Annotated in this window: 17 protein-coding genes, 1 pseudogene, 1 CRISPR repeat array and 1 riboswitch; of the genes and pseudogenes, 16 read left to right on the top strand and 2 right to left on the bottom strand. The window is 65.0% G+C overall.

The genetic code is table 11. The features are described from left to right. Window positions 1-3: 3 nt before the first annotated feature. The 11 genes from cas2 to B8V81_RS03230 all read left to right on the top strand — a co-directional run bounded on the left by cas2 (window position 4) and on the right by B8V81_RS03230 (window position 15,381). Entirely contained in the window at window positions 4-294 is a 291-nt protein-coding gene (gene cas2, locus B8V81_RS03280) for a CRISPR-associated endonuclease Cas2 (RefSeq protein WP_028598644.1), read from the top strand. Window positions 295-359: 65 nt separating this feature from the next. Further along, a CRISPR array of direct repeats spans window positions 360-796; the repeat unit is 32 nt; unit sequence GTCGCTCCCCACTGGGGAGCGTGGATTGAAAC. A gap of 226 nt (window positions 797-1,022) precedes the next feature. After that, window positions 1,023-1,535, top strand: a complete 513-nt coding sequence (locus B8V81_RS03275) for a VOC family protein (protein ID WP_028598645.1) — start codon at window positions 1,023-1,025, stop codon at window positions 1,533-1,535. Window positions 1,536-1,714: 179 nt separating this feature from the next. Next, window positions 1,715-2,338 (top strand): uridine kinase, encoded by a 624-nt coding sequence (gene udk / locus B8V81_RS03270; protein ID WP_028598646.1) that lies wholly within the window; start codon window positions 1,715-1,717, stop codon window positions 2,336-2,338. Between the two features lie 538 nt (window positions 2,339-2,876). Beyond that, a complete protein-coding gene (locus B8V81_RS03265; RefSeq protein WP_028598647.1) occupies window positions 2,877-3,845 on the top strand; it encodes an ABC transporter permease in 969 nt (322 codons plus the stop codon). Window positions 3,846-3,863: 18 nt separating this feature from the next. Then, window positions 3,864-4,751, top strand: a complete 888-nt coding sequence (locus B8V81_RS03260) for a carbohydrate ABC transporter permease (RefSeq protein WP_028598648.1) — start codon at window positions 3,864-3,866, stop codon at window positions 4,749-4,751. 92 nt (window positions 4,752-4,843) lie between these two features. Beyond that, the gene (locus B8V81_RS03255) at window positions 4,844-6,523 is read left to right on the top strand and encodes a type 2 periplasmic-binding domain-containing protein (RefSeq protein ID WP_028598649.1); all 1,680 of its coding nucleotides are present in this window, start codon (window positions 4,844-4,846) and stop codon (window positions 6,521-6,523) included. A gap of 112 nt (window positions 6,524-6,635) precedes the next feature. Continuing rightward, window positions 6,636-8,528 (top strand): sensor histidine kinase, encoded by a 1,893-nt coding sequence (locus B8V81_RS03250; protein WP_052333154.1) that lies wholly within the window; start codon window positions 6,636-6,638, stop codon window positions 8,526-8,528. Beyond that, window positions 8,528-10,303, top strand: coding sequence for a helix-turn-helix domain-containing protein (locus B8V81_RS03245; RefSeq protein WP_052333155.1), 1,776 nt, complete (start codon window positions 8,528-8,530; stop codon window positions 10,301-10,303). The genes B8V81_RS03250 and B8V81_RS03245 overlap by 1 nt, the downstream gene beginning before the upstream one ends. A gap of 182 nt (window positions 10,304-10,485) precedes the next feature. Next, complete coding sequence (locus B8V81_RS03240) at window positions 10,486-12,315, top strand: glycoside hydrolase family 5 protein (protein WP_101807710.1); 1,830 nt, start codon at window positions 10,486-10,488, stop codon at window positions 12,313-12,315. A 1,045-nt stretch (window positions 12,316-13,360) separates the two neighbouring features. Next, complete coding sequence (locus tag B8V81_RS03235; protein ID WP_101807709.1) at window positions 13,361-13,954, top strand: YjgB family protein; 594 nt, start codon at window positions 13,361-13,363, stop codon at window positions 13,952-13,954. Window positions 13,955-14,181: 227 nt separating this feature from the next. Further along, window positions 14,182-15,381 (top strand): DmpA family aminopeptidase, encoded by a 1,200-nt coding sequence (locus tag B8V81_RS03230; RefSeq protein ID WP_101807708.1) that lies wholly within the window; start codon window positions 14,182-14,184, stop codon window positions 15,379-15,381. A 243-nt stretch (window positions 15,382-15,624) separates the two neighbouring features. On the opposite strand, the gene B8V81_RS03225 is transcribed toward B8V81_RS03230, so the two are convergent. After that, a complete protein-coding gene (locus B8V81_RS03225) occupies window positions 15,625-16,137 on the bottom strand; it encodes a PCYCGC motif-containing (lipo)protein (RefSeq protein WP_101807707.1) in 513 nt (170 codons plus the stop codon). A gap of 137 nt (window positions 16,138-16,274) precedes the next feature. On the opposite strand from B8V81_RS03225, the pseudogene B8V81_RS03220 reads away from it, so the two are divergent. Further along, window positions 16,275-17,000, top strand: a pseudogene (locus B8V81_RS03220) (MerR family transcriptional regulator). Window positions 17,001-17,196: 196 nt separating this feature from the next. Further along, entirely contained in the window at window positions 17,197-19,845 is a 2,649-nt protein-coding gene (locus B8V81_RS03215; RefSeq protein WP_101807706.1) for an FG-GAP-like repeat-containing protein, read from the top strand. A 678-nt stretch (window positions 19,846-20,523) separates the two neighbouring features. Here the strand turns inward: B8V81_RS03215 and B8V81_RS24690 are convergent. Then, window positions 20,524-20,730 carry a hypothetical protein gene (locus B8V81_RS24690; RefSeq protein WP_146000451.1) on the bottom strand — a complete coding sequence of 69 codons (207 nt, stop codon included), beginning with the start codon at window positions 20,728-20,730 and terminating at the stop codon, window positions 20,524-20,526. A 137-nt stretch (window positions 20,731-20,867) separates the two neighbouring features. Here B8V81_RS24690 and B8V81_RS03205 point away from each other — a divergent pair, with 137 nt between their 5' ends. The 3 genes from B8V81_RS03205 to B8V81_RS03195 all read left to right on the top strand — a co-directional run. Further along, on the top strand, window positions 20,868-22,298 hold the full coding sequence (locus B8V81_RS03205) for an alpha-amylase family glycosyl hydrolase (RefSeq protein WP_244912709.1): 1,431 nt from the start codon (window positions 20,868-20,870) through the stop codon (window positions 22,296-22,298). Between the two features lie 379 nt (window positions 22,299-22,677). Continuing rightward, window positions 22,678-24,819 (top strand): carbohydrate-binding module family 20 domain-containing protein, encoded by a 2,142-nt coding sequence (locus tag B8V81_RS03200; protein ID WP_052333159.1) that lies wholly within the window; start codon window positions 22,678-22,680, stop codon window positions 24,817-24,819. Window positions 24,820-24,965: 146 nt separating this feature from the next. Beyond that, a riboswitch (cobalamin riboswitch) is annotated at window positions 24,966-25,170 on the top strand. A gap of 157 nt (window positions 25,171-25,327) precedes the next feature. After that, a partial coding sequence (locus B8V81_RS03195; RefSeq protein WP_219623302.1) for a hypothetical protein occupies window positions 25,328-25,590 on the top strand: 263 nt, incomplete at its 3' end.

Genomic DNA, 25,590 nt, shown 5'->3' with positions numbered 1-25,590 from the left:
TCGATGCTTGTTCTGATAACCTATGATGTGAGCACTACGACGAGCGATGGACGGAGGCGGCTGTCCAAGGTGGCGAAGACATGCCAGGATTACGGACAGCGGGTTCAGAACTCCGTATTTGAATGCGTTGTGGATGCTTCGCAATTCCGACGGCTGCGGTATGCTCTGGAGGAGCTGATTGATCCCGCTACGGACAGCTTGCGGTTTTATAACCTGGGTGATAGGTATAAGAGCAAGGTGGAGCATGTTGGAGCCAAGGCTTCCTATGACATGGATGGACCGCTGATTTTATGAGACGGAGCTGGTGCGAATGGCAAGCTCCCATGAAATCCCCGGGGGATTCGCGGAGGTTCGCCGCGGTCGCTCCCCACTGGGGAGCGTGGATTGAAACAACTGCTCTCCCTCATCAACAAGACGGCGCGAATGTCGCTCCCCACTGGGGAGCGTGGATTGAAACTGCTGCAGGGGGAGGTCGGTATCGTAAAAGTCGAGTCGCTCCCCACTGGGGAGCGTGGATTGAAACGATCCGGCGACAAACACTTACAAGGAAACGCCGCTGGTCGCTCCCCTCAGGGAAGCGTGGATTGAAACTGCAGCCGCTCGGCTCTTTTTTTCAACGTGAAGTAAGTCGCTCCCCGCAGGGGAGCGTGGATTGAAACGGATCCTGCAGCGTCATGATCTGCGGCAGCGCGCTTTGTCACTCCCCGCTGGGGAGCATGGATTGAAACAGGTGACGGTAGAAGTCAATGGCATGCGCCGCTGCCGTCGCTCCCCGCTGGGGAGCGTAGATTGAAACGGTAGCCCGATCACATTCAAATGGTAGTCCCGCGCGCGTCTCCCCCAGGGAAGCGACGATTGAAACCGCTGTCCGACCGTTGTCGCTTTTTTACAATATCCTGCACGTTCCTTTCTCTATAATCGAGACTATCAGACGTCCAGCCGAGATCGCGATGGGCCGCGCTGCGGTGCCGCAACGGGGTTCCGGCCATCCGGCGTCGATCATAACGAGAGGTGGAATTAGGATGGACCATAATGTGAGCACCAGCGGCGCTACAGGCGAGCATACGACGAACGGGAGACCGCACGGCTACTCCGCCCTGACGCCGTTCATCGTCGTCAGCGATCCGGCCGAAGCCATTCGCTTCTACGAAGCTGTCTTCGGAGCCAAGACGAAAAGCGTGACGGATGTCGGCACCGACGGCAATTCGTTCATCGTGCACGCGGACATCGACTTCGGCAACGGGTACCTGCAGCTGGGAGCGGCCAATCCGGACTATCATCTCGTTCCGCCGCCCGGCGGAGGCGACGCCTGCTACTCGCTCGGCGTCTACGTCCCCGACGTCGACCGAGCTCTCGAGCTGGCTGTCCGGCACGGAGCGACTGTCCGAGAGCCGGCGGCGGACTTCGTATCCGGCGACCGCTACTGCAGCATCCTCGATCCGTTCGGGATCCGATGGTCGATCATGACTCGCGTCGAGGACCTGTCCGAGGAGGAAAGCGCGCGGCGAGTGGCGGAGTGGAGCAAAAGCCTGTAGGCTGCCGCCGATGGCCGAGCTCCTGGCCGCTCCCGGCTGAGGGCAGGAACGGCAACGATTTATTAGGCTGGCGCAATCGGATCCAATCGCCGTTGGACACGGAATCGACAGATGAAAATCCCTCCCCGATGTGCTACACTACGGGAATTGCAACAAATTCGGGGAGGTAGCGCAGCTACATGCTTATCATTGGTATCGCAGGCGGCACGGGGTCGGGCAAGACGACGGTGGCCCGGTCGGTCATCGAGCGGATGGGGACCGGCAACGTGACGTTCATCTCGCAGGACAATTATTATCGGGATCGGCCGGAGCTGACGTTCGCCGAGAAGGAGAAGATCAACTACGATCATCCCTTCGCGTTCGAAAACGAGCTGCTCGTCCAGCATCTCCAGCAGCTGAAGCGGGGAGTGGCGGCCGAAGCGCCGGTCTACGACTTTACGATGCACGCACGCAAGTCGGACGAGACGGTGACGCTCCTGCCGAGCAGCATCGTCATGATCGAAGGGCTGCATGTCCTGTCGGACGAAGGGCTGCGCGGTCTGCTCGACATCAAGGTGTTCGTCGACACCGATCCGGACGTGCGCATCCTGCGCCGCGTGCTGCGCGACATCGAGGAGCGCGGCCGCTCGATCCACTCGATCCACGACCAGTACATGCAGACGGTCAAGCCGATGCATGAGGCGTTCATCGAGCCGTCCAAAAAATACGCCGATCTCATCATTCCCGAGGGCGGCCACAACGAAGTGGGCATCGGCGTCCTCGCCTCGCTCACCGAGAAATACCTCAACAGCGGCCATTATTGAGCGCCGCTTGCACGAGCCGCCGGGCGTCCTGGCGGCTTTTTTCCTATTCGCCCGGGAGCGGCGGCTCTATGGAGGCCGAGCCTCGAAAGCAGGCAGAAGCAACGAAACGGAGCGACGCTATTCGGCACCCAAAGCTTGTTCTCAAAACTCTACCAAAACTCAGAAGCGTTATTTCTTCCGTTGAGGCGCTTGCAAGGCCAGCGCGGGGCCAATAAGACGGCTCAGTATCGTTAGCCAGAAAAACCGCCGAAAAAAGGGCCGATAGCGACGCTGAGTATCGTTAGGGCAAGACTGTCCCTTTACTGGACCCCTTGCTGCGTCGACGGCTTTCGGTCATGACGCTGAGGTTGTCAATGGGCGATGCGCCGCAGGCGCGGCCTCCGCGTCTTCGCCACCTGAAAAATAGTAACCCTACCTAGAATGAGGAGCCTATTTTTCGACATCTCAAGCGCTTACAATGACGATACGGAAATCAGCTAGCGGCGCTTGCGGCCGCGGCGATACATGGCAAGGCAAGGAAAGCGGAGGTGCAAGCACCATGGAACCAGGCGCACAGGCCGGCATTGAGGCGGCCAGCCCGAAGGCGGGCAGCGAACGATGGAAAAAATGGCTGAGGAGAATTTACAGTCAGCGATATCTGCAGGTGATGGCGCTGCTCGGCGTCGCATGGATGGTCGTGTTCAACTACATCCCGATGTACGGCATCATCATCGCGTTCAAGGAATATGACATCATCTTCCCGATGTCGATGGCCCCTTGGGTCGGCCTCGATAACTTCCGGGAATTCCTCAGCGACGACATGCTCCTGACCGTCATCAAGAATACGCTCGGCATCAGCCTCATCAAGCTGATCATCGGCTTCCCGCTGCCGATCCTCTTCGCGCTGCTGCTGAACGAGGTCCGCTCCGTCATGTTCAAGAGATGGACGCAGACGATCACCTACCTGCCCCACTTCCTGAGCTGGGTCATCCTCGGCGGCATCCTCGCCACCTGGCTGTCGGATGTCGGCATCATCAACAAGATCCTGCTCTCCCTGAACGTGATCGACGCTCCGATCACCTACCTGGCGGAGCCGAAGTACTTCTGGTCCATCATCATCGTATCGGACATCTGGAAGGAGCTCGGCTGGTCGGCGATCATCTATCTCGCGGCCATCAGCAGCGTCTCGCCGGAGCTGTACGAGGCGGCGACGATTGACGGCGCGGGACGCCTGCAGAAAATGCGCAACATTACGCTGCCGTCCATCATGGGCACGATCACGATCCTGTTCATCCTGGCCGTCGGCAACGTCCTGAACTCCAACTTCGACCAGATCCTCGTGCTCCGCAACCAGCTCAACGCCGAGGCGAGCACCGTCATCGACTACTACGTCTACCAGACCGGCCTGATCGACAACCGCTTCTCCTACTCGACGGCCGTCAACCTGATCAAGTCCGTCATCGCGCTGTTCCTGCTGCTGATGGCCAACTTCGTCACCAAGAAGCTCAACAACAACTCGCTGTTCTAAAGGAGGTCCGTGACCACGATGTTTTCCTTGAAAAGGCAAACCCCCGGCGAAGTGGCCTTCGGCATCCTCAACGGGCTGCTCATGCTCATCATCTGCTTCCTGACGCTGTACCCGATCTGGTACGTGCTCGTCAACGCCTTCAACGACGGCGCCGACGCGATGCGCGGCGGCATCTACTGGATCCCGCGCGAATTCAGCCTGGAGAACTTCCGGGCCGTGTTCCGCAGCGAGGGCATCATGACCGCGATGGGAGTGACGGTCGCCAAGACGCTGGTCGGCGTGCCCGTGCACGTCCTGTTCACGGCGATGGTCGCCTACGCGGTCAGCCGCAGGGAGCTGATCGGGCGCAACCTGTACATGATCATCGGCACGATCACGATGTTCTTCGGCGGCGGCCTGATCCCGTACTACCTGCTCATCCGCGATCTCGGCCTGCTGGACAACTTCCTGGTATACATCATCCCGGCCGCGTTCAGCTTCTTCGACCTCATCATCTTCCTGAGCTTCTTCCGCGAGATTCCGGCGGGGCTGGAGGAGGCGGCGAGGATCGACGGGGCCAACGACCTGACGATCTTCACCCGCGTCATCATCCCGGTGTCGATGCCGGTCGTGGCGACGATCGCGCTGTTCCACGGCGTCTATCAATGGAACGATTATTTTACGGGCATGATCTATATCAACAACACGGACCTGCAGCCGATCCAGACGTTCCTCTACCGGGTCGTGGCCCAGTCCAGCTCGAACCAGATGCTGGGGGCGATGCCGAGCGGCGTCACCCAGACCGTGACCAGCCAGTCGCTCAAGCTGGCCACGATGGTCGTCACGACGGCGCCGATCGTATGCGTCTATCCGTTCCTGCAAAAATACTTCGTCAAGGGCTTCATGGTCGGCTCCCTCAAGGGCTGACGCCGATCCGTCTCGGTTATCCTTCCCGCAATCCGCGGGATTGATCATATAAATCGCACTTCTATCTCTTTATAGAAAAGGGGCAATTGTACATGAAAACTACGCGCAAGGTGGCGACGACGCTGTTGGCGCTCGCCATGACCTTCTCCGTCGCGGCCTGTTCGTCGAACGGCAACGGCAACTCGAACAGCGGCGGCACGGCGTCTCCCGCGCCGACCGCAGGCACGGACGCTTCGGCATCGCCGGCTCCGGCGGCCAGCGACGAGCCGGCCTGGAAGCAGGATACCTCCCCGATCACGTTCGACTGGTACTTGAACTTCAGCTGGTTCAACAAGAAGTGGGGCGGCGACGCGACGGCCGACTACATCACGAAGAAGACCGGCGTCTCGCTGAACTTCATCGTGCCGGCTGGCAACGAGAACGAGAAGCTGAACACGCTGATGGCCTCTGGCTCGCTGCCGGACTTCATCACGCTCGGCTGGTACGAGGAAGGCGTGCGCAAGATGATCGAGGGCAAGCTGGTGCTGCCGCTCAACAAGCTCGCCGAAGAGTACGATCCGTACTTCTTCAAGGTCGCCGATCCGGCCAAGCTCGGCTGGTACACGAAGGAAGACGGCAACGTCTACGGCTACCCGAACGCGTCGTCCTCCCCGGCCGACTATGAGAAATACGGTGAGAACTTCACGTCCAACCAGACGTTCGCCGTCCGCAAGGACATGTACGAGGCGCTCGGCAAGCCGGACATGAGCACGCCGGAAGGCTTCCTGAACGCGTTGAAGATGGCGAAGGAGAAGTTCCCGGACGTCAACGGACAGCCGCTCATCCCGCTCGGCCTGCATGAGTTCACGGAGACGGGCAACTACTCGCTCGAGGGCTACCTGCAGAACTTCCTGGCCATCCCGCAAGTGAAGGACGGCAAGCTGTACGACCGCCGCCAGGATCCGGAATACCTCAAGTGGCTGAAGGTGTTCCGCCAGGCGAATCAGGACGGCCTGCTCGCGAAGGACATCTTCATCGACAAGCGTCCGCAGATGGAAGAGAAGATCGCCCAAGGCCGCTACTTCGCGATGCTGTACCAGCGCTCCGACTTCGCCGCCCAGAACACGCAGCTGTACCAAAAGGATCCGAACATGGTGTACATCGCCGTCGACGGACCGAAAAACGCCGCCGGCGACCAGCCGACGCTGTCCGGACCTGGCATCTCCGGCTGGACGGTGACGCTGATCTCCAAAAACGTCAAGGACAAAAAGCGCGCGATCGCGTTCCTCAGCTACCTCATGAGCGAAGAGGGCAACAAGGATATGTTCCTTGGTGAAAAAGGCGTGACGTATGATACAATCGACGGCAAAGACCAGTTCCTGCCGGAAGTGCTCGACCTGCTCAACAAGGACCGCACGGCGTTCGACCAGAAATACGGCGCATCCTATACGTACTGGATGCTCATGGATACGAACATGAACCTGCAATGGGCGCCGCCTAGCGTCGAGCCTGCCAAGCAGATGGAAGACTGGACGAAGGGCAAGTCGATCAGCATGGCCGAGTTCGACAACCTCGATCCGGCCGCGACGAGCAAGGAAGGCGTAGCCGGCAGCAAAAACGCCCGCGCTTGGGGCAAGGCGCTGCCGAAGATGATCCTCGCCAAGTCGGATGCCGAATTCGACGAGATCTTCAACAAGTACCTGAAGGACCGCAGCGAGCAGGAAGCGATCGACGCCTACCGTCAAGCCGCGTACGAATCGAACCTGAAAAAGCTGGAATCCTTGAACAAATAAGCTTGCAGCCGGGAATTGGCCCGCGCAGCAGCCATTCAAGCCTGGCCGTCCGCTTCCCGATCGGGGCGGACGGCCAGGCTTGTACCATCCTGGAGCGGGAAGTGAAGACGACGTGGCGAGAACGGGAAGCTGGATCGGTACCTTAAGGGAATTCGTCGGAAGCCTGCCGCTGCAGGCGAAGCTGATTTCCTCCTTCGTGCTCGTCATCATCGTCCCGATGCTGCTGTTCTCCTGGTACACGCTGCACGGCGTCTCCGACTACTCGATGCGCGAGCTGGTCAAAAAAAACGAGAGCATCCTCGACATCGAGCGGACGAACATCCAGAACAACATCGAGCTGATGGAATGGACCGGCCAGCTGGCTTTGTCCAATCGGGAGATGAACGACTACCTCCAGACCAAGGAGGATCTTGATACGGAGTGGCTGCTCGACTTCAAGACGCGCACGTTCCAGATGTTTCAGAGCTTCCTGTTCAACAATCCGCGCATCTCGGGCATCCGTCTGTTCGCGAGCAACCCCGGGGTGCATGAATTCTGGCCGATCGTGCTGAGCGAGGCGCGCATCCGCGACAAGCCCTGGTACGATACGGTGCTGGATCGGAAAGGCCTGGTGTGGTGGGAGATCCAGAACAACCGCGAGCTGCTGAACAACACGAGCACGACGTCCGGCAGCGAGGTGATGTCGGTGTCGCTGCTGCGGGAGTTCAAGTATCCGGACGACATGACGCATAACGGCTTGCTGGAAATCAGCATGGAGCTGCGCAATTTCTTCACCAAGACGTTCAGCAGCGTGCAGGATCCTTCCTCGCGCATGGTCGTCGTGGACCGCCGCGGCCAGGTCCATGCCGACATGGCCGCTCCGATCTTCCAGCAGACGCCGGCCAAGGAGCTGCTGCGGCATATCGCCCTGACGGAAACCCCGGGCAACCATACGTCTTATTTTACGGCCGGCGGGCAGTCGTTCCTGGCGATCCAGGCCTTCATCCCCGGACTGGACGCGCATCTGGTCAATCTCGTCAGCCGCACCGACACGCTCGCGGACATCGAGCGTACTCGCGGCAATCTCGTCATCCTGATCGTCGTGCTCATCGCCGTGCTCATCCTGCTCTCGTACTTCATGCAGTCGATCATCCTCAAGCGGCTGCGGGTGCTGCGCGACTCGATGAAAAAGGTGCGCGGAGGCGACTTCCACGTCGACGTGCCCGTAGCGGGCAGCGACGAGGTCGGCGAGCTGGCCCATCACTACCGCCAGCTGCTGCGCAAGATCAACGAGCTGATCGTCGATCAGGTGAACCGGCAGGCGGCGGGCAAGGAGGCGGAGCTGCGCTCGCTCAAAAACCAGATCGACTCTCATTTCCTGTACAACACGCTCGAAAACCTCAAGATGCTCGCCGAGATCGAGGGCCAGTATACGATCTCCGACGCGCTCACCTCGCTCGGCGGCATGATGCGCTACAGCCTGCAGTGGACGCGCGCGCATGTGCGGCTGAAGGACGAGGTCCAGCATATCCAGAACTACATCGCGATCATGAACATCCGCTACGACGGCAAGCTGGAGCTGCGGCTCGACATCGCGCCGGAATGCCTCGAGCAGGAGGTGCTCAAAATGTCGCTGCAGCCAATTGTCGAGAACGCCGTCAAGCACGGGATGGACGACCTGGACTCGGACTCGGGCAAGCTGACGATCACGGTGTCGGCGTTCATCCGGCTCGACGACTGCGTCATCGAGGTGACCGACAACGGCTGCGGCATACCGGGCGAGCAGCTGCGGCTCCTGAACGGCATGCTGCGCATAGAGGAGGCCGACTACCAGGAGCGGCGCGCGCGCACGTCGGCGGCCCGGCGCGGCGAAGGCAGCGGCATCGGGCTGCGCAACGTCGACCACCGGCTCGTCATGAGCTACGGCCAGGAGTACGGCTTGCGCGTCGAGAGCGTGGAGGGAAGCTTTACGAAGGTCGTCATGACGCTGCCCCATCTCATCCTGACCGGAGGTGAACCGCGCTGATGCGCAACCTGCTGATCGTAGACGACGAAAAGAATATCCGGCTCGGCCTGAAGGCGATGATCGAGCGTCAGTTCCCCGAGCGGTACGCGTTCCGCTTCGCGGAGAACGGCCGCGAGGCGCTGGAGCAGCTCGCCGCGAGTCCGGCCGATCTGATGATCACCGACATCCGCATGCCGGTGCTGGACGGCCTCGGGCTGCTGGAGCGGCTGCATGCGCTTGGCCGCGGAACCGGCGGCGGGGCGGACAGAGCCGCAGCCGGCGCACAGGGCGAAAGCGGAGGGGCGGACAGAGCCGCAGCCGGCGCACAGGGCGAAAGCGGACGAGGAGACAGAGCCGTAGCCGATGCCTCTGAGCGAGAGGCGGCCGGCGGCTCCGAGCGAGGCGCGGCAGGCTCGCCGGACCCGGCGGCGCAGGGCAAGCTGCCGGCAAGTCCGGCCGCCCGTCCGCTCGCCGGACCGGCGCCGCTCGTCATCATCCTGAGCGGACATGACGATTTCCCGTATGCCCGCGCGGCGATCCGCTACCAGGCCAAGGAATACCTGCTCAAGCCGATCAAGCGCGAGGAGCTGTTCGAGGTGCTGGAGCGGCTGGAGGGCGAGCTGGACCGCAGGCATGGCGCTGCGGCCGGCGCGGCTGCGCCGGCGGATCGCGAGTCGCGGGCGGGCGAGCTGCTGCAAGGCATGCTGACCGGCGAGGCGGCGCCTGAGGCCGCCGCGCTGGCGGCGGCCGGCCTCGGCTGGCTCGCCGGCGACTACTCCGTCGGCGTCCTGCGGGCGGCCGGCGGCGGCGAGGGCTCGCAGCTGCAAGGGCTCGTGCAGCCGCTGCTGGAGGAGACGGGCAGCGAGGCCTGGGCGATGCGGCAGCTGCGCGGCGGCGACCTGGTGCTGGCGGCGGAAGACGAGGAGCTGCTGAGGCGCCTCGGAGCGAGGCTGGACGGCCATGCGCTGCTGCGCTGCCGGCTGGCGCTCAGCTCCCGGGCTACCGGCCCGGGGCAGCTGCGTCGCGCGTACAGCCAGGCGCAGCAGGCGCAGAAGTATTTCCTGCTGCATCCTGGCGTCGCGCTGCTCTCCTACGACAGCGTGCGCAGCCTGAGCGCGGGCTGTCCGCTGCCGGAGGAGCCGATCCGGCGGCTGTCCAACCTGCTCGGCACGGGGCGGCTGCCGGAGATGAAAAAGCTGCTGCAAGGCATCCTCGACATCCGGGTCATCGGCCGCTGCGAGATCGGCTACCTCGAGGGCATCAGCCGGCGGCTGAACGAGGAGGTGTTCGACGGCGTGTTCCGCAGCTACGGGGAGGAGTCGGTCGACATCCTGCGGCTGTACAAGAGCGCCGGGCATATCGAGAACTTCGAGCGTTTCGAGGATTACTACCGCCATGTCGAGCAGCTGCTGGAGCGGCTCGACGAGTTCGTCGGGCGGGTGCGCGGAGCCCATGCGGACCGCAAGGACATGCAGAAGGCGGTCGAGTACTTGCAGGAGCATTATGCCGAGGACGTCAACATGGCGGTCGTGAGCAACCACATCTCGCTCAACTATACGTACTTCAGCCAGGCGTTCAAGGAGCATACCGGCGAGAGCTTCTCGTCGTACCTGCGCAAGCTGCGGCTGAACCGGGCCAAGGATCTGCTGTCCAGCTCCGACCTTAAGGTATACGAGATCAGCGCGCAGTCCGGCTTCGACAACGTCAAGCACTTCACGCGCGTGTTCAAGGAGGCTGAGGGCATCACGCCGCTGGAGTTCCGCAGCATGCGCCAGGGCATCGGCCCGGGGCGGTAGCGGCACGGGGCGTAGCGGTACGGCTGCCTCGGCACGGCTGCCCCAGCGCGGCTGCCTCGGCAGCGCGCAAGGCCATCAGCTCCGCGGACGGCATCCCGTCCGCGGAGCGGCGGCGGCGGAGACGGCGAAAGCTCGCAACGGACCGTAAACGATTACAATCAGAGAGGCGGAGGCGGAAACGAATGGCGACCGAGAATAGATGCCGGCAATCGGAGGTCGACGGCTGGGTCAAGGCCGACGGCAAGCGGCTCGTGAACGGACGAGGCGAGGAGCTCATCCTGCGCGGAGTCGGCCTCGGCAGCTGGCTGCTGCCGGAGGGCTACATGTGGAAGATGCCGCAGCAGGGCGACCGGCCGCGCCGCATCGAGGCGATGGTGTCCGGCCTGCTCGGCGAGAGCGGGGCGGAGGCGTTTTGGCGCACCTATTTTGAACGCTACACGGCCGAGGAGGACATCCGCCAGCTGGCGCTCGAGAGCTTCAACTCGGTGCGCGTGCCGTTCAACTCGCGCAAGCTGCTCGAGGGCCCGCTGAACGAGGACGGCTACAACGCCTTCCAGGTGGGGCTGCTCGATGACGTCGTCGGCTGGTGCCGCAAGTGGGGCGTCTACGTCATCCTCGACATGCACGGCGCGCCGGGCGGGCAGACCGGAGCCAACATCGACGACTGCGAAAACGACCAGCCGGAGCTGTTCACCTCGGCGGAGCACCGCCAGGCGTCGATCGACCTGTGGCGCTATTTGGCGAAGCGCTACCGCGACGAGTGGATCGTCGCCGGCTACGACTTGCTCAACGAGCCGCTGCCGGAATTCCACGGGCAGTACAATGACCGCGTCGAGCCGCTGTACCGCGACATGATCGCGGCGATCCGCGAGGTCGACGACCGCCATCTCATCGTCGTCGAGGGCGTGCATTGGTCGACGGACTTCAGCGTCTTCACGGAGAAGCTCGACGGCAACGTGCTTTATCAGTTCCATAAGTATTGGAACAACCCCGACACCGAGAGCATCCAGAAGTACCTCGACTTCCGCGACGAGTGGAACGTGCCGATCTTCATGGGCGAGGGCGGGGAGAACGACCTGGACTGGTACGCAGGCGGATTCCGGCTGTTCGAGGACCACCGCATCGGCTGGAACTTCTGGACGTGGAAAAAGATGGACACGCTCAACTCCCCCTGCTCGGTCCGCAAGCCGGACGGCTGGGAGAAGCTCGGCGCGTGGCTGGAGGGCGGCGCCAAGCCGGAGCCGGAGGAGGCGGGCCGCATCCTCGGCGACTATCTGGACGGCCTCCCGCTGGCGGCGGTCGACTACCGTCCCGAGGTCGTGAACGCGCTGCTGCGCCGGCTGCCGGTGCGCATTCCGGCGATCCATTACGGCTACAAGGGCGAGGGCGAGAGCTTCGGCCTCGGCGGAGCGGAGCGCATCGACTGGGAAAGCGGCTATCGCCGCGGCGACGGCCTCGCGATCCGCAAGCTGGACGGAGCGCCGCATCTGCCGCCGTCGGAGCCTGGCTGGCATCCGTGGAATGCCGGCGACGGACTGTGCGTCGAGCTGCCGGCAGGAGCCTGGACGGCGTACGAGTTCCTCGTGCCGCCTGCGGCAGCGGATGTTGCGCGTGCCGAGGCGGCTGCTGCGGGCGCGGCCCGGGCGAATGCCGCGGCGGCCGGTTCGGCGGCGACTCCTGACGGCGGCGCCCAAGCGAGCGATGAGGCGGCAGCAGCGGCCGATTCCGCAGGCGGTGTCGGCCGCGCGGCGGCGGCGATGGACCTGGACGGCAGCATCCAAGCGAGCGGCGAGGCGGCTGGCTTCGGCGTCAAGCTGCGCCTCAAGGCTGCTGCGGCCGGAGCGGCGGCGGAGCTCGAGCTGGACGGCCGTCCGATCGGACGGCTGGACGCCAGCGGCGAGTGGAGCGAGGCCGAGCTCGGCGCGCTGCCGCAGCCGGAGCCGGGCCTGCGCCGGCTCGTCGTGAAGGCGAGCGGCGGCGCGCTGCTGCTGGAAGGCATCTGGCTAGGCTGAGCGCCGCGGCCTGGGGGTTAGAACATTGGATAAAGCGTCCCGACCTGCATCTGCGCAGGGCGGGACGCTTTTTTATAACGGTTTGCCGGTGCAGCCGCCTTCCGTGGAAGCAAGCCAAGGCACTCTCGACTCCCTGGCCGAGCCGAAGCCCCGGATTCCCGCGATTGAAGGCACTCTCGGCTCCCTGGCCGAGCCGAAGCCCCGGATTCCTGCGATTCAAGGAACTCTCGGCTCCCTGGTCGAGCCGCACCCCTGGATCCCCGCGCTTCAAGGCACTCTCGACTCCCTGGCCGAGCCGCACCCCCACATTCCCGCGCTTCAAGGCACTCTCGACTCCCTGTCCGAGCCGAAGCCCTGGATTCCCGCGATTGAAGGAACTCTCGGCTCCCTGGCCGAGCCGCATCCCCGGATTCCCGCGATTAAAGGCACTCCCGGCTCCCTGGCCGAGCCGAAGCGCCGGATTCCCGCGATTGAAGGCACTCCCGGCTCCCTGGTCGGGCGGAAGCCCCGGATTCCCGCGATTGAAGGCACTCTCGGCTCCCTGGTCGGGCGGAAGCCCCGGATTCCCGCATTTCAAGGCACTCTCGACTCCCTGGCCGAGCCGAAGCCCTGGATTCCCGCGATTGAAGGCACTCCCGGCTCCCTGGCCGAGCCGAAGCCCCGTATTCCCGCGATTGAAGGAACTCTCGGCTCCCTGGCCGAGCCGCCCCCCTGTATTCCCACGATTGAAGGCACTCTCGACTCCCTGGTCGGGCCGCCCCCCCCTGGATTCCCGCGATTGAAGGCACTCCCGGCTCCCTGTCCGAGCCGAAGCCCCGTATTCTTGCGATTCAAGGAACTCTCGGCTCCCTGGCCGAGCCGAAGCGCCGGATTCCCGCGATTGAAGGAACTCTCTACTCCCTGGCCGAGCCGAGGCTCTGCAACCTTTCCGCCGCGCGCTCCGTCTGGATCTATGCATCGTTAATTATTTATATCTAAAATATTTACCCCGAAGCGGGCCAAACATCCTGCGGATGGGTAATAGAACCAAAAGGAGGCGTTCACCATGAAAGCAAACGTTAAAAAAGCCGCCCTCTCGGTGCTGGCGGCGGCCGTCGTCGCCGGATTCGGAGCCTCGCTGCCGCAGGAGGCGGCCCATGCGGCAGCCAAGCCGGCCGCAGCGGCGTCGGCCTCGGATCAGAAAATGGCGATGGAGAAGCTGATGGCGATGTACAAGCCGGCGCTCGAGGGCCAGTTCCCGAACTTCAACGGCTTCACGGTCGGCGTGACGACCCGCCAGCAGGTCATCGACCAGCTCGGCGAGGCGCCGGAGCCGCGCAAGACGGCCGGCGGGTTCGACTTCTATCACGCCGAGATGGGCCATCCCGGCTACGCGCTCCGCTACGACCGCGACAACGTCGTCGCCGAGATGCGCTACTTCGGCACGAACGTCGAGCGCCAGACGAACATCGGCGGCATGACGCGCGACCTGCTCGTCCAGCAGTGGTTCATGCCGCAGGCTTCCACCGTGTTCACGTCGGGCGGCAAGAAGCAGAAGAAGCTCAGCTACGTGCGCGGCGACTATCAGCTCGACTTCATCTTCAACGACGTCAAAGGCACGGACCTCGACCACATCAATCTGATCCCGAAGGCGCTCTGAGCGGCCGCCGGGACGTGAAGCGCGACATCTGTTCCGGGACTCCCCGGGGCAGATGTCTTTTCTTTTGCAGGCGGGGACGCCATCCCTGCTTTTCAACCGGCAGCCGGAAGGCTACACTGGAATCGGAACAGCCGACAGCGGCAGGCGAGGGCAAGAGCATGGCGGGGAATGCGGATGCCGTGGCTGTCTTGCCTGCGTGCGCTTCGGCAGGGAGGGAGAGATCGACGATGGAAAAGGCCCATGAAAGGAAACGGCTGCGCGAACACGGAGTTCGGATCGGAGGACTGCCGCCCGGTCCCGTCAACGCCATCACGGATGTGGCTGGCGTGCGGACGGCGCATGTGACGCTGATCCGGGACGAGCCGGGGCATGCGGTGCGCACCGGCGTGACGGCGATCCTGCCGCATGGCGGCAATCCGTTTCGCGAAAAGGTGCCCGCTGCCGCCTACGTCGTGAACGGCTTCGGCAAGACGGCGGGGCTCGTGCAGATCGAGGAGCTCGGCACGCTGGAGGCGCCGATCCTGCTGACGAATACGTTCGGCGTCGGCGCCGCGCTCGAGGGCGGGCTGCGCGCCATGATGGAGCAGGACGAGGGCGTCGGCGGCGAAGCCGGCTCGATCAACATCGTGGCGGCGGAGTGCAACGACCGCTACCTGAACGACATGCGCGGCCTGCATGTGCGGCCGGAGCATGCCGAGCGCGCGGTCCGGCTCGCCCGCGGCTCGGCGGAGGGCGTGCCTCCCGAGGAAGGCGCGGTCGGAGCCGGCACCGGCATGGTCTGCTTCGGCTATAAAGGCGGCATCGGCAGCTCGTCCCGGCTCGTGCGGACGGAGCAGGGCAGCGGCACGGTCGGGGCGCTCGTGCTGAGCAACTTCGGCCGGCGCGCCGAGCTGACGCTGCTCGGCCGCCCGGTCGGGCGCTGGCTGGAGGAGCAGGCAGCCGCGGCGCGTAAGGACGCGAGCCGGCCGCTTGCCGGCATGGAGCAGGGGGGCGAAGGAGCGGGAGAAGGCGGCAGCGGCTCCTTCACGCTGTCCCAGCCCCAGCCCGAGCGCTCCGAGGACGGCTCGATCATCATCGTGCTGGCGACGGATCTGCCGCTCGACGCCCGTCAGCTGAAGCGGCTCGCCAAGCGGGCCGCGTTCGGGCTCGCCCGCACGGGCTCGGCGGCCGATCACGGCAGCGGCGACATCGTCGTCGCCTTCAGCACAGCGGAGCGCGTCGCCCATGAGCCGGACGAGCTCGCGCCGGCGCGCCGCTCGCTGCGGGAGGACGGCCCGACGCTCGCGGACGCCTTCCGCGCGGCGGCGGAGGCGACCGAGGAGGCGATCTGGAATTCCTTGTGCGCGGGCATCGGCATGACCGGGCAGGAGGGCCGCCGCGTCGAGGCGCTGCCGATCGAGCGCATCGTCCGCTGGCTGGAGGGGTAGCGGGCGCGATGCTGTCCTTCGAGCGCCAAGCCGAACAGCCCGAGCTCCGCGCGCAAGGCGGGGGCTCGGGCTGGCTTCGCAGGCGGGAGCGGCGGCTTGATTTTCACGATCAGGAGAGCCTCGGTCAGGACCGTGCAGGCCAGAGCCTCGGTCAAGGCTGTGCAGGCCGTTGGCGCTTCAAGGCAGACCGCGCCTGGCGGGGCGCCCGGCTCCTCGTCGGGCCGGACGCGCCTCTCTCGACCGTCAGGCGGCGTACATGTCCTCGATCGTCTGGCGGATCTCCTCCGGCGACTTGCCTTCGGCCATCATCGAGATCGACTCGGCGGCGATCTGCAGGCAGACGCCGCAGCGCGTGCCGTGGTCGTCCCAGATGACGGAGCCGTCCTCGCGCATCTCATGGATGAAGCAGTTCAGGTTGCTCTTGTGCCCGACGCTCTCCATGCAGCCGCAGTAGCACGGCATCGTCGAGAGCAGCTCGGCGGCTTTGGCGGAGGCGGCGTAGACGATGCGGATCTGCTCCGGCTGGGCGTCGAGGAATTTCGGCAGCGTGTCGGCCGAAGCGGTCTCCTCGCGCAGGTCGCCGGAGGCGTGGTCGGCATGATCGGCGTGGCCGGCCGAGGAGCCGGATTCGGGGTCCCCGCCCGAAGCGGGGGCGGAGCCTCCTCCGCAGGCGGCAAGCAGCAGCAGCAGGGCGAGGCCGGCGAGCGGCAGCAGCCGGCGCAGACGCGGCCGTAAGGAAATGCGATGAGGAATCATGGCGGGAACGGATGGCCTCCTTTGGCGGACGAGCTTTTTTCCACTATATCACACCTAGGCGCTCCATCCCGAAAAAAACGGTTGACCCTCACGCTGCGTGAGGCCTTATGCTGAAGCGGAAGGGAGGCGGAAAACGGATGCTGAAGGTGAAGGAAGCGGCGGAGCTGGCCGGGGTGAGCGTCCGGACGCTGCACCATTATGACGAGATCGGGCTGCTTCATCCGGAGGAAGCGACCGAATCGGGCTACCGGCTGTACTCGCCGCGCGACCTGAAGACGCTGCAGCAGATTCTGTTTTTCCGCGAGCTCGGCTTCCCTTTGAAGCAGATCAAGGCGATCCTGCACGATCCCGGCTACCGCGAGGAGGAAGCGCTGCGGCTGCACCGCGACCTGCTGCTGGAGAAGCGGAGGCGTCTGGACGTCTTGATCGCCAACGTCGAGCGGACGATCCGACATGAACAAGGAGAGATGGATATGAGCGACAAGCAGCGGTTCGAGGGCTTCGACTTCGGGGCGAATCCGTACGAGCAGGAGGCGCGGGAGCGCTGGGGAGACCAGGCCGTGGACGAAGCGGGCGAGAAAGCGAAAGCGATGGGCGAGCAGGGGCAGGAGTAGATGAACGCGCTGTACCGCCGGCTGGCGTCGCTGCGCGAGCAGCCGCCCGCATCGGCGGAGGCGCAGGCGGCGATCGGGGAGTGGTACGCTTTCCTGCAGCGGTTCACGGCCTACTCGCCGGAGATGTTCCGCCAGCTCGGCGAGATGTATGTCGCCGACGAGCGCTTTACGGCGAACATCGACCGCTTCGGCGAGGGGCTTGCGGCCTTCATGAAGGAAGCGATGGCGGTTTACGCGGACCGCGCCTGAGAGGCGGCCTTGACGGGCCGCTTGATGAAGGGCTGGGCCGAGTCGGCTCAGCCTTTCTCCATCCAGAGCCATGCTTCATGCAGAGCCATGCTTCAGCTGGCACCGCCTTCCTTCCTTCGGGGGAAGGTTTTTCCTCGTTTCCGCCGATAGGTAGGATAGAGTCGTAGTGTGAGCTTGGAATGGGGAGGAACAAAGGATGAAAGCAGCAGCATGGCGCTGGCGCCGGCTCATGGCGGCCGCGCTCAGCGTATCTTTGGTCGGCTCGGGGCTGGCGGTCGGGCCGGGACGCGCGGAAGCGGCGGGACTGAGCCACGTCCAGTCCAAGATCGACGACGGAACTTCCGTCGCGATCCGGACAGGGGATTTCAACGGGGACGGAAACGAGGACGTCCTCGTGCTCGAATTGCTAGCCGATCGCGTCTTCGTGATGCTTGGACGCGGCGACGGGACTTTCGACAAGCAGGCTTCCGTCGGGGTCGGATTCAGACCGCGCATGGCCGAGCTCGCCGACTTCGACGGCGACGGGCGTCTCGATGCCGCGGTCGCCTGTTCAGAGGCCAATTCGGTCCATGTGCTTTACGGGGACGGAGCAGGCGGCTTCCGGACCGCCGAGGCGCTCGGCGGCGTGAATTATCCGTTCGGCATGGCGGCTGCCGATCTGGATGGCGACGGAGACATCGACCTTGCGGTCGGCAACCGCATGTCAGACTCGGTCACGATGTACGAAAACGATGCGGGCACGCTCAAGCAGCATGAAACGATCCCGGCAGGAACGAGAAATCGGGGCATGCTCGCCGGCGATTTCAACGGGGACGGGCTTGTGGATCTCGTGCTGGTCAACGATGCCGAATCCGTCGATTATTTGACGATCCTGCCCGGTACGGGAGCGCTCCGGTTCGGGGCGTCGTACAACGTGCCGCTTGGCCTCTCCCCGCAAGGCCTGGCCCAGGCCGATCTGAACGGAGACAGACATCTGGATCTCGTGGCGGCGCTCAACGGAACGAACGGCATCGGCGTGCTGCTCGGCCGCGGAGACGGGACGTTCGAGCCGCGCGCCCTTTATGCAGGAGGCGACAAGCCGCTTGGCGCTGCGCTTGCGGATTTCGACGGCGACGGCGTGCTCGACGTCGTTTCGGGCCGGCAGAGCGGCAGCATCGAATCGTATTTCCATCGCGGCCGCGGAGACGGGACGTTCGAGCCGGCGGCCGCCTTTTCGACGGCGCCCGTCCAGCTGGCCTACTATGCGGCGGGAGACTTCAACGGCGACGGCATCTCCGATCTGGCGGCGGCGAGCGGTACGGGCATCTACTCGCTGCTGAGCCAGGCGGAGGGCGAGCTTGCTTTTGCCGAGGCGGAAGCGACGGTCGGCGAAGCGGACGGACATGCCGAGCTGACGGTCACCCGGAGCGGCAGCGGGCTGGGCAGGCTCAAGGTCCGGCTGCGCAGCGAGGACGGCACGGCGCTGGCAGGCCGGGACTACCAGCCGGTCGACGAGCTGCTGCTGATCGAGGCGGGGGAGACGAGCGTTTCGTACAACGTCTTTGTAAAGGATGATGCGTCGTACCAAGGAGACCGCTCGTTCCGGCTGCGGCTGGAGTCGCCGACGGGCAAAGCGACGCTCGGAGCCGTCTCGGCCGTGACGGTCACGATCGTGGAGGATGAGCCGGCGCCGGATACGACGCCGCCTGCGGTCGACGCGTCGCGCTTCTCCGCGGTCGATGAATACGCCGGCACGCCGGATCGCCTGCAGGGGGCGGCCGGCGCGGCGAGCGAGCCGGGAGCGGCGATGCGCGCCTATCTCTGGAGCGACGCCGACGCCGACGGGGTCGTCGATGCCGGCGAGCTTGGCGCTGCGGTGCCGCTGGGCGCGAGCCTTGCAGACGGCTCCGTCGCGGCGGCGGCTATCGGTGATCTCGCTCCGGGCGCGTACCGCTACGTCGTGACGGCGACTGATGCGGCAGGCAACGAAAGCGCGAGAGCCGCCGCTGCCGCCGTCGCCTTCACGCTCGTCAAAGGCGAGCGGCCGACGCCGACGCCGACACCGACGGGGACGCCGACGCCGACGGGGACGCCGACACCGACGGGGACGCCGACACCGACGGGGACGCCGACACCGACGGGGACGCCGACACCGACGGAGACATCAACACCAACATCAACACCAACATCAACGCCAACACCAACACCAACATCAACACCAACACCAACACCAACATCAACGCCAACACCAACATCAACACCAACACCAACACCAACACCAACACCAACATCAACACCAACACCAACACCAACACCAACACCAACACCCACGCCATTCGCGGATGTCGTCGGCCACTGGGCGGAGGCGGACATCATTCGCGCGCAGGCGCTGGGACTGGTGCGCGGCGATGAAGCCGGCCGCTTCCGTCCGGATGCGGCCGTCACCCGCGCCGAGTGGATCGTCATGCTGGAGCGGCAACGGGGCGGAGCGGCTCCGCTGGCGTCGGGTACATTCGCCGATCAGGCATCGATCCCGGCTTGGGCCTCAGATGCGATCGGCGCCGCTCTTGCAGGCGGGATCCTATCCGGCTACGAGGATCGCAGCTTCCGGCCGCATCGTCCGGTCACGAGGGAGGAGCTGGCCGCGATGCTCGTCCGCACGACGGGGGCGTCCTTGGGCGACGACGGGTCCGTGCCGCGTTTTGCGGACGAGGAGGCCATTCCGGCATGGGCGAAGCCGTTCGTCTATGGCGCTGCCGGCGAAGGCTTGCTTCAAGGCCGAGGCGGCGGACGCTTCGGAGCCGAACAGCCGGCAACGAGAGCCGAGGCGGCCGTGCTGCTGACGCGGCTGTCGGAGCGGGGCTGATCAAGCGTACGCTTCGCGATGAGCCAGTCTTCCTGCCAGTCTTTTCTCCAGAACCAGCGGCTTCGCCTCGGCGGAGCCGTTGGTTCGTTTTTTTGGCGGAAGGACTTCTTGGCCTGCGTTAAGGTCAGCTTCGGAGCCATCTTCTGCTCCAGTTGCCGTCCAATCAAAACGAGAGTTTCGATTCCGCTTTTAGCGATCGATCTTGGATCTTCTACCGCGGAATCATAGGGCACTAGAAGGAAAGCATGTCTGTAGGTTGCCGGACGTTACCCTGATCGAGAGCCTGCTCCTTTCGATTGCACGGCGGTAGTCGGGGCACTTCGATTGCTTGAAGTTACCACTAAGGAGCGAGCTAGCGTGACTGCGGAGCTCCCTAACGACGTTTTTGTCGTTAAGGAGCGAGCTAGCGCGACTGCGGAGCTCCCTAACGACGTTTTTGCCGTTAAGGAGCGAGCTAGCGCGACTGCGGAGCTCCCTAACGACGTTTTTGCCGTTAAGAAGCGAGCTAGCGTGACTGCTGCGCCGTCAGGGGCAACATCCGTCCGTGACGGTCCATGTGCGGAAGTCGAGGCACATCGCCGGTTGACAGACTAGCGGCCAGCTCAGCATAATGAGAAGGTATGAGAAAACGTTTGCGCAACCGCGCCGTGGCAGCACCAGCCGGCCGACGAATCGCCGCTAGCCGCTTACGGCTGCAGTCACGGCCGCTGGCGCTCCGGCTCGCCCGCCGTGCCGCTGGCGCTCCGGCTCGCCCGCCGTGCCGTTGGCGCTCCGGCTCGCCCGCCGTGCCGCTGGCGCTCCGGCTCGCCCGCCGTGCCGCTGGCGCTCCGGCTCGCCCGCCGTGCCGCTGCCGCTCCGGCGCGGCTCCCCGCGAGCCTGCCGCAACCGCGCCGCTAGCCGCCTGCCGGCAGCGGCGGAAGTGTTGCCGCGGGGCGGCGGCCGCCTTGCCATCGGGAGGCGCAATTGGATATGCTGTCAGGTGAGAGTTCAGACAGGGGTCAGAAGGGACGATTCGAACCGCAATGAACGAAAACCAAGAACAAGAGAAGAGAGTTCCCCGCTGGGCCTACGCGCTAGTCGGCGGCATCCTGCTGCTGGTCCTGCTGAGCGTCACCTACGCCGGCTTCATGAGCGGGAGGGTCGGCGACGACGCGGATGCGAGCGGAGGGCTGCCGGAAAAGACGGAGGACGGCGTCATGTTCCACGCCTGGAACTGGTCGTTCGACGCGATCCGGGAGAAGCTGCCGGAGCTTGCCGAGGCAGGCTTCAAATCGGTGCAGACATCGCCGGTGCAGCCGAACAAGGAGCCTTTGACGAACGGCAGCCAGTGGTGGATCCTGTACCAGCCGACCGGCTTCGGCATCGGCAACTCGCAGCTCGGGACGCGGGAGCAGTTCCAGCAGCTGTGCGAGGAGGCCGAGAAGCACGGCATCAGCATCATCGTCGACGTCGTCGCCAACCATATGGGCAACGCCGGCGGCGGCGAGCTGGCGCATCGGCCGGCCAAGAACGTCGACCCGGAGCTGCTCGCGAACCCGGACTTCTGGCATGAGGCCAAGGGGGTGCTCGATTGGAACGCTCGCGGCCAGGTGACGCAGTGGGGCATCGGCTTGCCGGATCTCAACACCGCCAACGAGGCGCTGCAGGACAAGGTGATCGCGTTCCTGAACGATGCGGTCGCCCTTGGCGCGGACGGATTCCGCTTCGATGCGGCGAAGCATATCGAGCTGCCGGACGACCGGACGCCGTCGAATTTCTGGCCGCGGGTGCTCGGCGCGCTGGACGATAAGGAAAGGCTGTTCCTCTACGGCGAGGTGCTGCAGGGCGGCGCGGACCGCTACCCGTCTTATGCGGAATTCCTGCATCTGACCGCTTCGCGCTACGGGGAGTCGGTGCGCCATGCGGTCGGCTTCGGCGGGACGCCGGACGTATCGCTGGCGGAGGACTTCAAGGCGAGCCAGGTCGATCCGGCGAAGCTCGTGACCTGGGTCGAATCCCATGACACCTACGCCAACGACAGCGAGGAATCGACCGCGATGACCGACGAGCAACTGAAGCTCGGCTGGGCGATCGTCGCTTCGCGCGCCGGCTCGAATCCGCTGTTCTTCAACCGCCCGGCGGGCGGAGGCAAGTTCGCGGCACGCATCGGCGAGCCGGGCGGCGAGCTGTGGCGGGATCCCGACATCGCGGCGCTGAACCGGTTCCACAACGCGATGGCGGGCGAGGGCGAGCGGCTGCAGGCGCTCGGACCGGACGTGCTGCTGATCGAGCGCGGGGAAAAGGGAGCCGTGCTGCTCAACGCCGGCGCATCGGCCGCCCAGGTGGAGGCGGACACCGCGCTGCCGTCCGGCAGCTACGACAGCCATGCTTCCGCCGGCGGCACGTTCCTCGTCACGAACGGCAAGCTGGCCGGCAGCCTCGCGCCCGGCGCGATCGCGGTGCTGCAGCGCTAGCGCCGCCGGCGTCGACGGCAGGCGCGCAGCGGGAGCCCCGCTCCCGATACGAATCCCGGCAAGCGTTCGACCGGCTCTGCGGAGCCGGTCGAACGCTTTTTTTTCAGGACGACGATCCTCCTGCGGGCCGCGTTCGGCAAGCGGAGAAGGAGGGACTTTAGTCCGGCTTGACAGATTATGCAAAGGTTTGCATAATGAGGGGGACATCTAAGTGCAAGCGCTTGCATAAAGGGGGCGTCGAGCCTCGAAGCGCGACAATCCGGATGGAAGGAGGGGCTCGGGAAGGGGGAAGGCGCATGGCTTTCCTTTTATGAAAGCGTTTTCCAATAAAGGCGGCGCATGCCGCTGCCTCATTTCAGAATGCAAAGGAGAATGGTTGATGTTCAACAAGCTTAGATCCCGCTGGGGAATCGCCCTGGCCGGAGCGCTGCTGCTCCAGACGATCGCCGGAGCGGGGCTCGCGCCGGGAAGTCCCTCTGGACTCGCCGCCGGGACGGCTGCTGCGGCGGCACAGGAGTACGGCTTGCCGGCGGACGCCAAGGACGGCGTCATTTTCCATGCCTGGAACTGGTCGTTCGACAACATCAAGGCGCAGCTCCCGGCGATCGCGGCCGCGGGCTTCAAGTCGATCCAGACGTCGCCGATCCAGGGAAACAAGGAGCCGCTCAAGGAAGGCAGCCAGTGGTGGGTGCTGTACCAGCCGACGAACTTCGCGATCGGCAACGCCCAGCTCGGCAATCGCGAGCAGTTCCGCCAGCTGTGCGCGGAGGCGGAGAAGTACGGCATCGACATCATCGTCGACGTCGTCGCCAACCATACGGGCAATGCCGGCGGCGGCAGCCTGACGTACACGCCGGCGACGAACGTCGATCCGGATATCCGGAACAACACCTCGTATTGGCATGAGGCGCGCGGCGTCGACAACTGGAACGACCGCTGGCAGGTGACGCAATGGGGCATCGGCCTGCCGGACCTGAATACCGGCAGCCAAGGGCTGCAGGACAAGGTGATCGCGTTCCTGAACGATGCCGTGGCGCTCGGCGCGGACGGATTCCGCTTCGATGCCGCCAAGCATATCGAGCTGCCCGGCGATCCGGGAGGCTCGAACTTCTGGCCGCGAGTGCTCGGCTCGCTGAGCAGCCGGCAGGAGCTGTTCGTCTACGGCGAGGTGCTGCAGGGCGGGGCGGACAATTTTGCCGGCTATGCGGACTACATGAGCCTGACGGCTTCGAGCTATGGACATGAGGTGCGGCGGGCAGTCGGCTTCGGCGGCAGTCCGAACGTGGCGCTCGCCCAGCCGTTCCAGGCCGGCAGCGTGAACCCGTCCAAGCTGGTGACGTGGGTCGAGTCGCATGACACCTATGCCAACGACAGCGGCGAATCGACCGGCATGACCGACTATCAGCTGAAGATGGGCTGGGCGCTGATCGCGGCGCGGGCGCAGACAACGTCGCTGTTCTTCGACCGCCCGGCCGGCAGCGGCAAGTTCGGCAGCCCGCTCGGCCAGCCGGGACGCGGCCTCTGGCGCGACGGCGACGTGGCGGCGGTGAACAAGTTCCACAACGCGATGGCCGGCCAGGGCGAGTACCTGCGCACGCAGGGCAGCCAGACGATGCTGGTGGAGCGGGGCGCGAAGGGCGTCGTCATCGTCAATCTCGGCGGAGAGATCCGGATCGACTCGCCGACGAATCTGGCGAGCGGCACCTATGCGAACCGCGCTTCCGGCGGCGGCAGCTTCACGGTGTCCAGCGGCCGCATCACCGGCACCCTCGGCGGCGGCAAGATCGCCGTCCTGTATCAGGACGCGGCGCCAAGCCCGAGTCCGACGGCCGCGCCATCCGCGACGCCGAGTCCGAGCGCGACGCCGAATCCGACTGCGGCGCCGAGCCCGACGCCGAGCGCCACGCCGGTGCCGACGCCGACGCCGGCCGCGGGCATCGTCGTGCACTTCTACAAGCCATCCGGATGGGGAACGCCGAGCGTTTATTATTATGACGACAGCGTCAGCCCGGTCCGCACCGGTCCGGCCTGGCCGGGAACGGCGATGACGGACGAGGGAGACGGCTGGTACCGCTACGCGCTCCCTTCCTGGAGCCAGGCCAAGGTCATCTTCAGCTCCAACGGCGCTCAGCAGCCGGCGGCGCAGCAGCCGGGCTATGCCGTCTCCGGGAGAGAAGCGTGGATCAAGGACGGCGCGGTCAGCGCGGCGAAGCCGGAGCAGGGGCTGGTGCAGGTGACATTTACGATTCAGAACGCCGCGACGGTCATGGGCCAGAACGTGTTCATCGCCGGCAGCATCGCCGAGCTGGGCGGCTGGGACCCCGCGAAGGCGGTCGGACCCGGCTCGGCGGCGGCCTATCCGACCTGGACCGTCACGGCGAAGCTGCCGGCCGGGGCGAACATCGAGTTCAAGGAGATCAAAAAGGACGGATCGGGCGCTGTCGTCTGGGAAAGCGGATCGAACCGGATCTATACGGTGAGCGCGTCCAATCCGAACGTCACGTTTTCCTTTCGGCCGTGAACCATGAATGCCGCTGAAGGTTAAGCATGTGCAAAAAAAACGTCTGGCAGGGCTGGGGCGTGCGGCATCCTTTCATTATCTTTTTGGCCGCGATCTGCTACAATGGAGGCTGATTAGAGTCGCGAGCGGCTCCGGCAGCGCCGGGGCCGAGCGATCAGCCGACGGGCGCTTGCCGGAGCCGATCCACCTTCCGGAAGCTTAATAGGGAAGCCGATGCGAGTTCGGCGCGGTCCCGCCACTGTAGCGCCGAGCGGCCGCCCGCTCCACTGCGATCCGAGAGAGGAGAGCGGGAAGGAGGGCGGTCCCGCGATGAAGCGAAGCCAGGAGACCTGCCCGCCGGCGCAAGACCGGTCTTGCCCACGAGGATGGGAGGATGCCGGCCGCCGCGCGTCCGCTTCCATCCGCGAAGCCGGCCATGAGGCAGCTTTTTCGGCATCTTTCCGCCAGCGGCGGGAGGATGCTTTTTATTTTCCGGACGTCCGCGTCCGGCGGCAGGGAGATGCATGGGATGCACAGCTTCAGCGAGTGGTTGAAACGAAAGCGCAAAGCCCTCGGCGCGCTCGCCGCCGTGCTCGTCGTGGCCGGCACGGCCTGGCTGTATGCCGGCGCGGCCGGCAGCGGAGACGGCGGAGGCCGGCTGGCCGAGCGGCAGCAGGCGGAGCCGGACGGCGGGGTCGCGGCGGAGCGCCAGCCGCCGGATGCGGGAGCCGGCGGCGAGGCCGGCACGGCGGCGAGCCCGGACGGCGGCAGCGCGCAGCCGGCGGCGAGCGC

Source organism: Paenibacillus pasadenensis, from assembly GCF_002864175.1.
Lineage (GTDB): Bacteria > Bacillota > Bacilli > Paenibacillales > Paenibacillaceae > Paenibacillus_O > Paenibacillus_O pasadenensis.
Note: the sequence above shows the minus strand (reverse complement) of the source record. Positions and strands in the feature narration are given on the sequence as shown.